Origin of the sequence: Streptomyces sp. NPDC005805 (assembly GCF_040630445.1) — a bacterium.
Lineage (GTDB): Bacteria > Actinomycetota > Actinomycetes > Streptomycetales > Streptomycetaceae > Streptomyces.
Genome location: NZ_JBEXXN010000005.1, coordinates 1 through 15,027, shown reverse-complemented (window position 1 = coordinate 15,027; position 15,027 = coordinate 1). Strand labels below are relative to the sequence as shown.

The window sequence follows — 15,027 nt, the reverse complement described above, 5'->3', positions numbered from 1 at the left end:
CAGGGCCCGGCCTGCTGTACGGGCCCCGGCCGGTGTCAGGAGCCGCCGGTGCCCAGGGCCTGTACGTCGATCAGGTTGAACGCCTGGTGGACGTAGACGTTGGTCAGCCGCGGGCCTCGGTAGACCACCGTCTTGTCGGCGACGAAGGGGAGGTAGTACGCCCCGTCGGTGACCTTGTGGTTGATCTCCCGGTGGATGCGGTTGGCCTCGGCCCGGTCCGTCTCGGCCGAGGCCCGGTCGAAGAGTTCGTCGATGGCCGGGTCGTCCACCTGGGCGTAGTTGGTGTTGCCGCTCGCTGTCAGGTGCCGGCTGTCGGCCAGCGGCTGGAGGAAGCCCGCGCCGGTCGGGAAGTCGGCGCCCCAGCCCAGCATCAGCATCCCGATCCCCTTCTGCTTGAGGGCCGCCGGGCTGCCCAGCACCGAGAAGAAGGCCGCGGCGTCGTCGAACTCCTCCAGTTCCAGGGTGATCCCAGCGGCCCCGAGATCCCGTCGCAGGGCGTTGGCGGCCTGTACGTCCTTGGGGTTCCCGGTGCGCACGGCCATCTTCACGGTGAAGCCGTCGGGCTTTCCGCAGGCCCGCAGCGCCTCCTGGGCCTTCCCGGGCTGCGGCTTGCCCCGGGTCAGGCCGAACGGGTCGTAGGAGTCGGCCCCCTGGATCGTCGGCGGCAGCATATTGCCGTGCAGGGAGCCGGAGTTCGCCCCGCCGCGCGCGGTGCGCAACGCGTCGGTGCCGGCCGCGTACAGCACCGCCTTGCGGCAGTCGGCGTCGTTCAGGGGCGCGCTCTTGGAGAGGAGGGTGACCATCCGGATGTACCCGCTGTGCGGGTTGTCCGCGTGCGCCTTCAGCTTCTCGTCCCCGAGCACCCGGGGGACCGAGGCCGGGCCGAGCCCGGTCTGCGAGACGTCCAGGTCGGCCTGGCCCGCGAGCAGCCGCGCGTCCGCCGCGGCGGGGTCGGCGACGACATCCAGCTCGACCCGGTCCGGAAGGGCGCCGCGGACCGGGTCGGAGCCGCGGTCCCACTTCTCGTTGCGGACGAGGACCAGGGAGCGGCCCGGCCGGTACGACTCGAAGCGGTAGGGGCCCGAGGAGACGGGCTTCTCGCCGTACCGCTCGCGGGTGTCCTTCTCCTTGGGGACGGGGGCGGTGGCGCCCATGGTGAGGAAGTAGGGGAAGCGGGAGTCCGCCTCGGCCAGCTTGAAGACGACGGTCCGGTCGTCCGGGGTCTCGACCGACCGCAGGCCGCCGGAGCCGCCCTGGTAGGGGCCGCGGTAGTTCTGCTTCCGGTCCAGCACGTCCACGAGATAGGTCGGCCCGCCGGGGAGCACGTCCTGCGCGAAGGCGCGCTCGACGGCGTACTTGACGTCCGCGGAGGTGATCGGGGAGCCGTCCTCGAAGGTCAGGCCGGAGCGCAGGGTGAGCCGGTAGGTGCGGCCGTCGGAGGAGACGTCGGGCTGCGACTCGGCCAGGTCGGGGACGAGTTCGAGGCCCTTGCCGCCCGGCTCGGGGGCGTAGGTCAGCAGGGTGCGGGCGTAGAGCCGCTGCATGTTCCAGACCCAGCCGTAGTAGGAGCGGGCCGGGTCCCAGGAGTCCGCGTCGGAGGAGCTGACCAGTTTCAGTGTGCCGCCCCTGGCGTCCGAGGCGTTGACGACGTTGCCGATGGCGGCGTTGAAGCCGGCGGCGGACGAGGACTTCCTGCCGTCGCCCTTGCCCTGGCCCTGCCCCTCCTCACTCGTGCCCTGTCCCTGGGACTGGTCCTTGCGCCGGTCGTCGTCCTTCTTGCCCTGCTGGATCAGGACGCCGGTGACGCCGCCGCCGACGACCAGGGCGACGGTGACGGCGATGGCCGCGATACGGCGGCGCCGGGCACGGGCGGCCGCGTTCGCGGGCGGGTGCTGGGGGTGGTGGGGGTGTTGCGGGTGCTGGGGTGCGGCCGGGTAGGGGATGGGCGGGCCGGTCACGAGGTGCGGGTGGTGCGGCGGGTGGGCCTGGTGCGGCGGGTAGGCGGGCGGGGCGGGCGGGGGTGCCGGGTCCCCGTGCGGCCGGGTGGTCCCGGGGGCGGGCGCGGGGGTCGGTGCCACCGGGTCCGCGCCGGCCGTGGGGGCGGGGGTCGCGGGGGCGCCGGGCGTCGCCTCGGGGCGCTTGCCGAGGGGCACGCGCGGGTCGGGGGTCGGGCGGGGGTCCTGGGGGAGCGGGGCGGCGGCCTGGGAGCCGAGGGCCGCGGCCACCGCCTCCGGAAGCCAGCCGGTCGTCCAGCCCTGCCCGTCCGCGAGCGAGTGGCCGTCCGCCTCACCGAGCAACTGCCCGAAGAGGGAGAGGAGTTCGGGGACGGTGGGCCGCCGGGCCGGGTCCTTCTCCAGGCACCGGCGGACGAACTCCGTGCCCGCCGGCAGCCCGCGCAGATCCGGTTCCTCGTACACGGCGCGGAAGTTGACCGAGTGCGCCGAGCCGGTCCCGAAGGCGGTCGTGCCGGTCGCGGCGAACGCCAGGACGGCGCCCAGGGAGAACACGTCGCTCGCCGGGCCGACCTGTTGTCCGGTGACCTGCTCGGGGGACATGAACCCGGGGGTGCCGATGACCGTGCCGGTCTGGGTGAGGGCGCTCGCCTCGGCGAGGATCGAGATACCGAAGTCGATGACCCGGGGCCCGTCGTCGGCGAGCAGCACGTTGGACGGCTTGAGGTCCCGGTGCACCAGCCCCGCGCCGTGCACGGCCTCCAGCGCCTCGGTCAGCCCGGCCCCGAGGACCAGCAGTGAGCGCAGGGGCCAGGCGCCGTGGGCGCGGACCGCCGTCTCCAGGGGCAGCCCGGGGACGTAGGCGGTGGCGAGCCAGGCGGGCGAGCCGGTGGGGTCGGCGTCCACGACGGCGGCGGTGAAGAAGCCGGTGACCCGCCGGGCGGCCTCCACCTCGCGCGCGAACCGGCGCTGGAACTCGGGGTCCTCGGCGAGTTCGGCGCGCACCACCTTGACCGCGACCATCCGGCCGCTGGTGGAACGGCCCAGGTACACCCGGCCCATGCCGCCCGCGCCCAGGCGCGCGAGGATCCGATAGCGGCCCACCTGCCGCGGGTCTGCCGTATCCAGCGCCTGCAACGCCGCCCCCGTGCTCTGACCCCGCCCCCTGGGGGTCGCCGGAGTCGATTACATCAGATCCGCGCGCGCCGCTTGCCGGAGTGCCGGTCAGGGGCGCCGGTCGGGGGTGCCGTTGCAGGAGTGCCGGTCAGGGCTGCCGTTCCGGGAGTGCGCCGGTCAGGAGTGCTGGTAGGCGACGAGCGAGATGCCGACGTAGTGGACGACGAACGCGGCCAGCGTCAGCGAGTGGAAGACCTCGTGGAAACCGAACCAGCGGGGCGAGGGGTTGGGCCGCTTGAGCCCGTAGATCACGCCGCCCGCGCTGTAGAGGAGTCCGCCGACGACCACCAGGACCAGTACCGCGATACCGCCCGCGCGCATGAAGTCGGGCAGGAAGAAGACCGCGGCCCAGCCCATCGCGATGTAGCAGGGCGTGTAGAGCCAGCGCGGGGCGCCGACCCAGAAGACGCGGAAGGCGATCCCGGCCACCGCGGCCGCCCACACCGCCCAGAGCAGGACCCGGCCGGTGGCGTCGGGCAGCAGGAGGAGGGTGAGCGGGGTGTAGGTGCCCGCGATGATCAGGAAGATGTTGGCGTGGTCGAGCCGTCGCAGGACGGCGGTCGCGCGCGGCCCCCAGGTGCCCCGGTGGTAGAGGGCGCTCACCCCGAACAGCAGGCAGGCGGTGAGGGCGTAGACCCCGCAGGCTATGCGGCCGCGGGTCGAGTCGGCGAGGGCGGTGAGCACCACACCGGCGATCAGCGCCGCGGGGAACATCCCGGCGTGGAGCCAGCCGCGGAGCTTCGGCTTCACCTGTTGGAGGGCTGCTTCGGTCGCTTCGACGGCGGCGGAGGTCATGTCCCGCATGGTACCTACGCGACCGTAGGTAACGGGAGGCGGAGTGGCGCCCCTCACGGTGTGCGCGGGCGTCCGGCGGGCCCGTCACCTGCGGGTCCGGGAGCGCCCCCGATCGAGTGGTGATGCTCACATGAGAGGCCCTCTGGACATATGCGCATTCGGCATCGATGATCAGATGAGTGCGGTCGGCACCGGATGAGCGCCTACGAAGCGTCCGGGTCGCAGCCCCCAAGGGGCAACCAACTACACACCCCTCATTTAGGAGCAATCGTGGCGCGTGACAACGCGGCTCCCGGCACCCTCCCGACCGGCCATCAGGAACTGATCCGCTGGGTCGACGAGATCGCGGCGATCACCCAGCCCGACCGCATCGTCTGGTGCGACGGTTCGGAGGCCGAGTACGAGCGTCTCTGCGAGGAACTGGTCGCCAAGGGCACGTTCCGGAAGCTGGACCCGATCAAGCGCCCCAACTCGTACTACGCCGCCTCCGACCCGACGGACGTGGCGCGCGTCGAGGACCGCACCTTCATCTGCTCCGAGAAGGAGGCGGACGCCGGCCCCACGAACCACTGGAAGGCCCCGGCGGAGATGAAGGCCATCTTTACCGGAGAAGGAGACGGTTTCGCGGGGGAGAAGGGCATCTTCCGCGGCTCGATGAAGGGCCGCACGATGTACGTCGTGCCCTTCTGCATGGGCCCGCTCGGCTCGCCGCTGTCCGCGATCGGCGTCGAGATCACCGACTCCGCGTACGTCGCCGTCTCCATGCGCACCATGACCCGCATGGGGCAGCCCGTCCTCGACGAACTCGGCGACGACGGCTTCTTCGTCAAGGCCGTGCACACCCTGGGCGCCCCGCTGGCGGAGGGCGAGGCGGACGTCCCGTGGCCCTGCAACTCCACCAAGTACATCTCGCACTTCCCCGAGACCCGGGAGATCTGGTCCTACGGCTCGGGCTACGGCGGCAACGCCCTGCTCGGCAAGAAGTGCTACGCGCTGCGCATCGCCTCCGTGATGGCCCGTGACGAGGGCTGGCTCGCCGAGCACATGCTGATCCTCAAGCTCACCCCGCCGCAGGGCGAGTCGAAGTACGTCGCCGCCGCGTTCCCGTCCGCCTGCGGGAAGACCAACCTCGCCATGCTGGAGCCCACGATCTCCGGCTGGACGGTCGAGACCATCGGCGACGACATCGCCTGGATGCGCTTCGGCGAGGACGGCCGCCTCTACGCGATCAACCCCGAGGCCGGCTTCTTCGGTGTCGCCCCCGGCACCGGCGAGCACACCAACGCCAACGCCATGAAGACCCTCTGGGGCAACGCGGTCTTCACCAACGTCGCGCTCACCGACGACGGCGACGTGTGGTGGGAGGGCATGACCGAGGAGGCGCCCGCGCACCTCACGGACTGGAAGGGCAACGACTGGACGCCCGAGTCCGGCACTCCGGCCGCCCACCCCAACGCCCGCTTCACCGTCCCGGCCGCGCAGTGCCCGATCGCCGCGCCCGAGTGGGAGGACCCGAAGGGCGTGCCGATCTCGGCGATCCTCTTCGGCGGCCGCCGCGCCTCGGCCGTGCCGCTGGTGACCGAGTCCTTCGACTGGCAGCACGGCGTCTTCCTGGGTGCCAACGTCGCCTCCGAGAAGACCGCCGCCGCCGAGGGCAAGGTCGGCGAACTGCGCCGCGACCCGTTCGCCATGCTGCCGTTCTGCGGCTACAACATGGGCGACTACATGGCGCACTGGATCGACGTGGCCAAGGACAAGGACCAGTCCAAGCTGCCGAAGATCTACTACGTGAACTGGTTCCGCAAGAACGACGCCGGGAAGTTCGTCTGGCCCGGCTTCGGCGAGAACAGCCGCGTGCTGAAGTGGATCGTCGAGCGCCTGGAGGGCCGCGCGGAGGGCGTCGAGACGCCGATCGGCATCCTGCCGACCAAGGAGGCTCTGGACACCGAGGGCCTGGAGCTGGCCGAGGACGACCTCGACTTCCTGCTCAAGGTCGACGCCGAGGTCTGGCGCGAGGAGGCCGCGCTGGTCCCCGAGCACCTGAACACCTTCGGTGACCACACGCCCAAGGAGCTGTGGGACGAGTACCGCGCTCTCGTCGCCCGCCTGGGCTGACCCGCAAGCCTGGGGGATGTCCGGCGGTCAGGGCCGGACATCCCCCGGACCCTCGCGGCGGGCCCGTTCCGACATCCGCCCTGACCTGTGGGTCGTCCCCGCCGGTCCGCCGTCCACCGAGGCCCCCCGGAGCACGAACTCCGGGGGCCTCGGCCTTTGCGTGGGTGGCACCCGGTCCGCGGCCTCCCCGGTCGCGGGCCGGGGCCGGTCAGACGCCGACCAGGGGCCGGCTCTCCAGGGCGGCCGTGTGCGCGTCCATCCGCTGGGCGGAGAGGATCGCGACGGCCGTGTCGGCGCGGGACGCGGCGACGACCAGGGCGCGGCCCGCGAGCGCGAGCGCCCGCCGGTGCAGCGCCTCGGCGCCGGCCCCGCCGCGGGCGGTGTGCCGGGCGGGAGGCGCGCCGCGCAGCCGGGCGACCTGGACCGCGATCGCCTCGGCCGCCTCGTCGAGCCCCAGCTCGTCGGTGACGGCGAGAAGCGCCGCGAGATGCCCGGCGAGCTGGATGTCCAGCTCCTCCTCGCGGGAGCGGTGGGGGTACTCGGCGTCGTCGGCCGGGGAATGGACCGACTTGGTGCGGATCGGTTCGTACATGGGGCGGCCTCCTGCTCTGTCCAGGAGACCATCCTACATTGGAACGAGTCTAAAGTTGGCGGGGTTCGGGAGATCCGTTCCCCGGGGTCGCGGTCAGGCGGCGGCCCCTCGTCGGGGTTCGTCCGCCCCGTGCCAGGCCGGTTCGCTCACGCGCTGTCGCGGCTGACCGGCGCGCGGGTCAGAGCCGGCCGAGGTCGATTTCCACGAGGAAGGGGGCCACTGCCTTGAGGACGCCGGTGAACACGTCTCCGTCCCGGTAGGTCTTCGTCGCGGGGTCGAGAACGTAGGTGTACACCAGAGGAACGCCCGTCGCGGCCTGCTCGATCCGCCAGTAGAAGCCGATGCCCGCTTTGGCGTACTGGTCGACCTTCACGATCCGGTCGGTGGTCTCCGAGCCCGGTGACACCACCTCCGCGACCAGCAGCACGTGCTCAGGGCGGGTCGGGGTGATGTCGATCGTGTCCGCGCGGTACACGACGACGTCCGGGCGACGGTTGGTGAGCGGGACGTCCTGGAGCCGGACGTCGAAGCCCGTGTCGGCGTTCCACTCCGGGCCCGCGGCGGCATCCAGGGCGTTCGCCAGAATCCGGGCCGGCCGGTTGTGCCGCTTGGACGCGCTCGGACTCACGACGACCATCCCGTCCACGATCTCGATGCCGGCGCACTGCTCCTCGGACCAGGAGTCGTACTCCTCGGCCGTGATCTGCTCATGCATCCACGCAGGGGCCACCATCCCGGCCGCCATGAAGCACCTCCCGGACACCGTGCCGCGGGGCCGATCCCGCTGGGTTCAGCGTACTGTCTGCGCCGCGCGGTCTTCCGGACACCGGTATCGCGACGCGGCCCCGTCCTCATGGGAGGGGAGCCCGCTACCCCCGCGGCCGGGGCGTCAGTGCTGGCTGTAGCCGTCCAGGAACGTGCCGATCCGGGTCACCGCGTCCGCGAGGTCCTTGGCCGCGGGGAGGGTCACGATCCGGAAGTGGTCGGGTTCGGGCCAGTTGAAGCCGGTGCCGTGGACGACCATGATCTTCTCGGCGCGGAGCAGGTCGAGGACCATCTCCCGGTCGTCCTTGATCTTGTAGACCGAGGGGTCCAGGCGCGGGAAGAGGTACAGCGCCCCCTTGGGCTTCACGCAGGTGATCCCGGGGATCTGCGTCAGCAGGTCGTACGCCGTGTCCCGCTGCTCCAGCAGGCGCCCGCCGGGCAGGACGAGCTGCTCGATGGACTGGCGGCCGCCGAGGGCGGTGGCCACCGCGTGCTGGGAGGGCATGTTGGCGCAGAGCCGCATGTTCGCCAGGATCGTCAGGCCCTCGATGTAGGAGGCCGCGTGCGCCTTCGGGCCGCAGACCGCGAGCCAGCCGGAGCGGTAGCCCGCCACCCGGTAGTTCTTGGAGAGCCCGTTGAAGGTGAGCACCAGCAGATCGGGGGCGACGGCGGCGGTCGGGGTGTGCGTGGCGCCGTCGTAGAGGATCTTGTCGTAGATCTCGTCCGAGCAGACGACCAGGTTGTGGCGGCGGGCGATCTCGGTCAGGGAGCGCAGCATCGCCTCGTCGTAGACCGCGCCCGTCGGGTTGTTCGGGTTGATGATCACGATCGCCTTGGTGCGGTCGGTGATCTTCCGCTCGATGTCGGCGAGGTCCGGCATCCAGTCGGACTGCTCGTCGCAGCGGTAGTGCACGGCGGTGCCGCCGGAGAGCGAGACGGAGGCCGTCCACAGCGGGTAGTCCGGCGCGGGCACCAGGACCTCGTCGCCGTCGTCGAGCAGCGCCTGCATCGACATCTGGATCAGCTCGGAGACGCCGTTGCCGAGGTAGACGTCCTCGACGTCCAGGTCGATGCCCTTGGTCTGGTAGTGCTGCATCACCGCGCGCCGCGCCGTGAGCAGGCCCTTGGCGTCGCCGTAGCCGTGCGCCCCGCCGACGTTGCGGAGGATGTCCTCCAGGATCTCCGGCGGGCACTCGAAACCGAAGGCCGCCGGGTTGCCCGTGTTGAGCTTGAGGATGCGATGACCTGCTGCTTCCAGCCGCATCGCCTCCTCCAGGACCGGGCCCCGGATTTCGTAACAGACGTTGGCGAGCTTCGTGGACTGGATCACCTGCATGACGCGAGCTTACGGGTGCGGCGGCGGGATCGCCCCCGGCTCCGGCCCCGGGCGGCCGTCCGCGTATGTCCCGGTTTGCTGCTTCCGGTGGTCGCGGCGCCCGGCGCCCTTGGAAAACGGACCGGGGCGGCCGGTGCGCCTGCGATTCCTGCCCGTGTGACGGCTGTGTTGCGCTCGTCACCCTGCGGGGTGGGGTGCGGTAGGGTGTGCGTCCCCACGCAGGCCGCCGACCGTACGCGGCCCCGCGGAGCGACCCGAGGAGGTGAGCCCGATTCCCGTACACGCAGGCCGGGCACCCGCCTCCCGCCGCCGCGTCGCCGACCGGGCACGGTAACCGGACGCGACCGCCGGGTGCCCCTCGGTACCCGAAAGGCTGTCCCATGCCCCTTCCCGCACCCTCGTCCCCGCCGTGCCGGTCCGAGGTGGTCGCCGCGCTGCGCGCCGCCGGCTGCGTCTTCGCCGAGGACGAGGCCGCGCTGCTGACCGGTGCGGCCCGTGACGAGGCGGCCCTGCGCGCCCTGGTCGCCCGCCGCGTTGCCGGGCTCCCGCTCGAACAGGTCCTCGGCTGGGCCGAGTTCCACGGCCGCCGGGTGGCCGTCGACCCCGGGGTCTTCGTGCCCCGCCGCCGCACCGAGTTCCTCGTCGAACGGGCCGCCGCCCTCGGCGCGCCCGGGGACGTGGTCGTCGACCTGTGCTGCGGCACCGGCGCGGTCGGCGCGGCCGTGCTGGGCGCCCTCGGCGACGCGGAGCTGCACGCCGCCGACATCGACCCCGCCGCGGTGCGCTGCGCCCGGCGCAATCTCGCGCCGCTGGGCGGCCTGGTCCACGAGGGCGACCTGTACGCGGCCCTGCCGGCACGGCTGCGGGGGCGGGTCGGCGTCCTGGTGGTCAACGCGCCGTACGTGCCCACGGCCGAGCTGGGCCTGCTGCCGCCGGAGGCCCGCGACCACGAGCCGCCGGTCGCCCTCGACGGCGGGGCGGACGGACTGGACGTCCAGCGCCGGGTCACGGCGGGCGCGGGCGCGTGGCTCGCCCCCGGCGGCGTGCTGCTCATCGAGACCAGCCGCCGCCAGGCCCCGGAGACCGCGGCCGCCTTCACCGCCCACGGGCTCACGGCCACCACCGCCGTCTGCGAGGACCGGGACGCCACGGTGGTGGCCGGCACCCGGGGGCGGCACCCGGGGGTTCGGCGGGCGACGCGGCCCCGGCGGTGACCGGGGCCCCTGGGGCGGCCGGGGCCTGGCGTCAGGCGCGGGGCGCGTCCCAGGGGGCCCGGGCCAGGCTGAGGTCCGCGGGGAGGGCCAGGGAGTCGAGCAGCCGGCTGACCGTGCCGCCCGCCTGCTCGTCCATGGTGATCACCGTGGTGTAGTGGCTGTTCGTCAGCGCCGGGCGGCGGCTGAGGAAGTCGGGGGCCGCGCCCGCCACGACCAGGGCGAGCACCTGCCGCCCGGGGGCCGCCAGGGACTCGACGAAGTCGAGGAGCGCGTCGTCGGCGCGGTGCATGTCGTCGACGATCAGGACCAGCGGCCGTTCCTTGGAGGCGGTCTCCAGGAACTGGTACCAGCTGTCCAGCCACTCGCCCGTGCCGAAGCCCTCCTCGGGCCGGACCGCCGGGTCGACGAACGGACCGAGCCGGGCCGCGAGCCAGTTGGCCCGGCCCTGCTCACCGACCAGCCGGTGCAGCACCGCCTCCAGCTTCGCCCGCGCCGTCTGCGCCGAGTCCTGGCCGGAGATACCGCAGTACGCGGAGAGGATCGACCGGTGCGCCACGAACGCGCCCGCCCTCGGCGCGGGCGGGCCGCACCAGAACACCACCTGCGCGGAGCGCGGGTTCTCGTCGGCGAGCTGCCGGAAGTCCATCAGCATCTGGGTGCGCGCCGCTCCGGAGGAGCCGAGCACGGAGACCAGGTGCGAGCGGGACCAGCGGCCGGTGTGCACCATCAGACTGTGCAGCAGGTCGAGTTCACCGCCGTAGTCGGACTCGCTGTCCAGCCCCGAGTACCCGAACACCCCTGTCTCCGTGGCGACATGGCGCAGCTGCCAGCGCAGCGGCGAACCCGCGGGCTGGGTGAAGGAGTAGCCGGGGCCGGCCGCCTCCCGGGTGTCGGGGCAGACCTGGATCTCGCCGTCCGGTACCAACGGCAGCATCGCCTGGCAGGCGTGCAGCAGGGCGCCGCTCGCCGACAGCGGGGCCGTGCCGTGCTCGCCGCCGCGCCGCACCAGCGCCTCGCCCGTGACGATCGCCGTGCGCAGGACGACCTCGCCCGGCATGGGGGCGCCGCCGGTGCCGGGTTCGGCCGTGCAGGCGAACGCGGTCCGCAGGGCGCCGGCCGCCTGGAGGGCGCGTTCGGCGTGGTCGGAGGCGGGCGCCTGGGCCGGGAACAGCCCTAAGGTGTCGGCGCCCATGGCGGCGGCCACCGTGCCGCCCCGGCTCTCGATCTCCTGCCGGATACGGGTCCCGGCCCGGTCCAGGGCGGCGTCGGTGTCGGTGCCCTCGGGGGTGTCCGGGCTCAGGCCGGTACGGACCAGGACGACGCTCACCTCCTGGCGTACCGGCGCGGTCGCGGCCACCGGTACGGGCAGGGCGGTCTTCGGGGCGGGGCGGGGCTCGGAGTCGGCGGCGGTCGCGGGCGGCGCGGCCGGAGTCCGGCCGTCGGGGAGCGGGAACGGGAGGCCGTCCGGGGCGGACGCCCGGGACGGGTCGGCGGGGCCGCGCGGCACCGGCATGGTCACCAGGGCGGCGGGCGGGGCGTACTGGAGGGCCGGGTCCTGCATCAGGATGGCCTGCTGGAGCAACTGGAGTTCCCGGCTGGGCTCCAGGCCCAGGTCCTCGACGAGGGAGGAGCGCAGCCGGCTGTAGACGCCGAGGGCGTCGGCCTGCCGGCCGCAGCGGTACAGGGCGCGCATCAGCTGGCCGCAGGAGCGCTCGCGCAGGGGCTCGGCCTCCACGAGCGCTTCGAGTTCCCCGAGGACCGCGTAGTGCCGCCCGCAGGCGAGTTCGGCCTCGAAGCAGTCCTCCAGCACGTCCAGCCGGGTGTTCTGCACGGTCGTCAGTTCCGGCCACATGAAGCCGACCTCGACGAGGTCGGCGAGGACCGAGCCGCGCCACAGCTTCAGCGCGTCCCGGAGCTGACGGGCCGCCTCCTCGGAGGCGCCCGCCGCCAGATGGATACGGCCCTGCTCGACGCGGCGGCTGAAGAGGTGGAGGTCCACCTGCTCGGGCGCGACGTCGAGGGCGTAGCCCGGGGCCTGGGTGCGCAGGGTGACCGGGGCCTGGGTGTCGTCGGCCGCGGCCAGGCGTCTGCGCAGCCCCCAGACGGCGTTCTGCAGGATCTTGCGGGCGGTGGCCGGCGCCTCCTCCAGGCTCCACAGGGCCCGCAGGAGTTGGCTGGTGGGGACGACCTGGTTGGGCTGGAGGAGGAGGAAGCCGAGTGCGGCCCGCTGCTTGCTCCCGCCGAGCTCGATGGACCGGCCGCCGGAGACGACCTCCAAGGGTCCGAGCATCCGGAACCACATAACTCTTCCCCCCGTAGTCGGTGAGACTCTGCGCCACACAATACAAACCGTAGGTACGGTTTTTCAAGAAGAAACGAACCGGCGCTCAAGGGGTGAGACAAGCCGTTCCCGGTCTGCGGTGCGGCTGGAACCGAGCGCCCATGTCCCGCTGTGAAGCGCATAGATGGTGGTCAGAGGCGGGTGGTGAACGGAAGCGGCGACGTCGTCCGACGTCGCCGCTGCTGCCGTTCGAGGCCGTTCAGAAACATGGACATCCGATCGGTTTCTGAGGCCCAATGGGGTGATATGTCTACGATGCGCCGATCGCCAGGGGGCGCCGGTAGCCGCCGCGGACGAGGTCGCAGGTGTCCCGCAGGGCCGTCTCCAGGAGGGAGATCTCCTCGTCCGTGATGTATATCGAGGGCTCGAAGCGCAGGGTGTTCGCCGCGCTCGCCGTCGGGAAGGTGCGGATCCGGTGCCCGCCCAGCAGATGCCCGGCCACCAGATAGCCGAACAGGCCGTTCCGGGCCGCCTCCTGGACCGGCGGCGCCGGGGCGTCGGACTGGTCGTGGAACTCGAAGCCCAGCATCAGGCCCCGCCCGCGCACCTCCTTCACCACGTCCGGGAAGTCCGCCCGCACCGACTCCAGGGCCGCCCTGATCCGCTCGCCCCGCTCGGCCGCCCGGCGGTAGGCCGCGCCGTCGTCCGCCTCCAGGAGGTCCAGGACCTTCAGCGCGATCCGGCTGGAGAACCCGTCCTTGGCGAAGGTGGAGCTGTGCACCAGCTCGAACTCGGGCCGGTAGCGGGACTCCCGGATCAGCAGCACGGATATCTTGGCCAGCCCGCCGCCCAGGCTCTTCGCCAGCGTGTAGTAGTCCCCCTCCAGCCCGAGCGCGGTCGCGGCGAGGAAGCGGCCGGTGCGGCCCATGCCGCTCTGGATCTCGTCCACGACCACCGGCACCCCGGCCGCCGCGCACACCTGCCCCACCTCCGCGGCGAACTCGGCCGGCAGCTCCCGGATACCGCCCTCGCCCTGCACCGGTTCCAGCAGGAACGCGCAGAACACCGGCGCCTCGTGCTCGGTCGCGCTCACCGTGCCGTCCGCCACGGCCAGCCCGTGCAGCACGGTCCGCTCCTCCTCGACGAGCTTCCGCAGCACCCCCGGCTGGTCGACGGGTACGAACCGGGCCTGCGCGGCCAGCGCCTTGAACGGGGTGCGGTAGCCGTCGTTGTGGGTGAGCTGCACACTGGCGGCCAGCTTGCCGTGGAACGCGCCCTCGGGGGCGAGGAACAGGGGCCCCCGGGCGGCCCGTTCGGCGTTGCGGCGGGCGAGCGCGTCCACCAGGGCGTCGGGCGCCGCGCCCTCGGCGGGGGCGTCGAGCCCGAGCGACCGCCACAGGTCCGCGGGCGCCGAGGCCGTGCCGTCCAGGAGAGCCGTGCGGGCCGCGGCCAGTTCGGCACCGGCCGCCGCGCCCGCCTCGGCGAGCCGGCTCACCCGGTCCAGCTCGGCGTGCTTGAGGGCCGCCTCGTTCGCCTCCGCGCCCGAGTTGGCGAGGATGGCGAACCAGTTCTCCGTGGAACCGGTCTCGCGGCGCACGATCCGGTTCAGCTCCAGCGCCAGCAGATTGGCGTCCGGACGCACCGAGAACTGGGCGTGCACCGGGACGCCGGAATCGAGGAGTTCCTTGGCGAGCGCGGTGATCGCCGGGTGGTGGTGGCCGAGGATCAGGGAGCCGTAACCACCCGCGAAGTCGGTCACCGGAATCTCCGTGCCGTCCGCGCCGAGGCGGTAGAGGGTATTTTCCTCGGCGCGCACGTATTCGGCGTCCAGACCGGCGGTCGCGAGCACCGAACCCAAATAGGGTTCGGCGAGCTGGAGTCGTTCTGCTTCGGAATTCATGGTCTCCCCTTGTCCCTTGTCCTGGGCGCCTTGTCCCATGTCCTGGGCGGCCCGGCCGCCGTCCCGGGAGCCTAGGGCCGCCCGTTCCGGCGTCCCGTCAACGCGCGGTAACAGCGGGGTCATTCGCGACCGGCGACGGGAAGGAGTTCGGGATTACCCGGCGGTTGCGGCACCCGAATCGGATTCCGTTACGTTCGGAACCATGGCCGAATCAAAGAGGGTGACATGAATCCTGTATCTGACCGGATATCGACCGGGTCGGTGGCCGCGGGTCCGGCGACCGGCCTCCGTACGCCCGTTTCCGCCGAGGCGCTCAGGGAGGTGATGGCGCAGTTCGCCACCGGCGTCGTCGTCATCACCGTCGGCGGCGAGCACATCCACGCCATGACGGCCAACGCCTTCAGCTCCGTCTCCCTGGACCCGCCGACCGTGCTCTGCTCGGTGGCCCACAGCGCCGTGATGCACCGCGCGATCACCGCCGGGCGGGGCTTCGGGGTGTCCATCCTCGCCGACGGGCAGGAACCGCTGGCCCGCCGCTTCGCCGACAAGAAGCGCACCCTCGGCCGGGCCCAGTTCGACGGCGTGGACTGGCGGCCGGGCGAGCACACCGGGGCGCCGCTGCTGTCCGGCGCGCTCGCCTGGCTGGAGTGCGCCCTCGACGCGGGGCTCGACTCCGGCGACCACACCGTGTTCGTCGGCCGGGTCCTGGGCGCGGGGCGCGGCACCGACCGCGACGGGCACGGGCTGCTCTTCTTCGGCGGCCGGTTCGGCAGCGCACCGCGCGGGGCCGTCGCGCACTGAACGTGACACAAGGCTGTGGGGGGGGGGCCCGGGGGGGGGGGGGGGGGCCCCCCCCCCGGGGCCCGGGGGCCCCCCCCCCCGGGGGGGGGGGGGGGGTTGG

10 protein-coding genes are annotated in these 15,027 nt (G+C 72.9%); 3 read left to right on the top strand and 7 right to left on the bottom strand.

The features are described 5' to 3' along the window. Nucleotides 1–35: 35 nt before the first annotated feature. Together ABZ457_RS04625 and ABZ457_RS04620 are read right to left on the bottom strand one after the other, a co-directional pair. Nucleotides 36–3,056, bottom strand: a complete 3,021-nt coding sequence (locus tag ABZ457_RS04625) for an ABC transporter substrate-binding protein (protein ID WP_359153814.1) — start codon at nt 3,054–3,056, stop codon at nt 36–38. 189 nt (nt 3,057–3,245) lie between these two features. Beyond that, nucleotides 3,246–3,932 carry a hemolysin III family protein gene (locus ABZ457_RS04620; RefSeq protein WP_359153812.1) on the bottom strand — a complete coding sequence of 229 codons (687 nt, stop codon included), beginning with the start codon at nt 3,930–3,932 and terminating at the stop codon, nt 3,246–3,248. 261 nt (nt 3,933–4,193) lie between these two features. Between ABZ457_RS04620 and ABZ457_RS04615 the strand changes: the two genes are divergently transcribed. Next, a complete protein-coding gene (locus ABZ457_RS04615; protein WP_359153809.1) occupies nt 4,194–6,038 on the top strand; it encodes a phosphoenolpyruvate carboxykinase (GTP) in 1,845 nt (614 codons plus the stop codon). Nucleotides 6,039–6,246: 208 nt separating this feature from the next. Here the strand turns inward: ABZ457_RS04615 and ABZ457_RS04610 are convergent, their stop codons facing one another. From ABZ457_RS04610 to ABZ457_RS04600, 3 genes are all read right to left on the bottom strand, one after another. Continuing rightward, complete coding sequence (locus ABZ457_RS04610; RefSeq protein WP_359153807.1) at nt 6,247–6,630, bottom strand: hypothetical protein; 384 nt, start codon at nt 6,628–6,630, stop codon at nt 6,247–6,249. Nucleotides 6,631–6,808: 178 nt separating this feature from the next. Next, on the bottom strand, nt 6,809–7,375 hold the full coding sequence (locus ABZ457_RS04605; protein WP_359153805.1) for a Uma2 family endonuclease: 567 nt from the start codon (nt 7,373–7,375) through the stop codon (nt 6,809–6,811). 144 nt (nt 7,376–7,519) lie between these two features. Next, the gene (locus ABZ457_RS04600) at nt 7,520–8,731 is read right to left on the bottom strand and encodes a pyridoxal phosphate-dependent aminotransferase (RefSeq protein WP_359153803.1); all 1,212 of its coding nucleotides are present in this window, start codon (nt 8,729–8,731) and stop codon (nt 7,520–7,522) included. A gap of 380 nt (nt 8,732–9,111) precedes the next feature. On the opposite strand from ABZ457_RS04600, the gene ABZ457_RS04595 reads away from it, so the two are divergent. Continuing rightward, nucleotides 9,112–9,945 carry a putative protein N(5)-glutamine methyltransferase gene (locus tag ABZ457_RS04595; protein ID WP_359153801.1) on the top strand — a complete coding sequence of 278 codons (834 nt, stop codon included), beginning with the start codon at nt 9,112–9,114 and terminating at the stop codon, nt 9,943–9,945. A gap of 31 nt (nt 9,946–9,976) precedes the next feature. Here the strand turns inward: ABZ457_RS04595 and ABZ457_RS04590 are convergent, their stop codons facing one another. Continuing rightward, entirely contained in the window at nt 9,977–12,235 is a 2,259-nt protein-coding gene (locus ABZ457_RS04590; protein WP_359153799.1) for a BTAD domain-containing putative transcriptional regulator, read from the bottom strand. 301 nt (nt 12,236–12,536) lie between these two features. Continuing rightward, nucleotides 12,537–14,126: an aminotransferase class III-fold pyridoxal phosphate-dependent enzyme gene (locus ABZ457_RS04585; RefSeq protein WP_359153797.1), complete on the bottom strand. Its 1,590-nt coding sequence runs from the start codon at nt 14,124–14,126 to the stop codon at nt 12,537–12,539. 225 nt (nt 14,127–14,351) lie between these two features. On the opposite strand from ABZ457_RS04585, the gene ABZ457_RS04580 reads away from it, so the two are divergent. After that, on the top strand, nt 14,352–14,927 hold the full coding sequence (locus tag ABZ457_RS04580) for a flavin reductase family protein (RefSeq protein WP_359153795.1): 576 nt from the start codon (nt 14,352–14,354) through the stop codon (nt 14,925–14,927). Nucleotides 14,928–15,027: the final 100 nt, after the last annotated feature.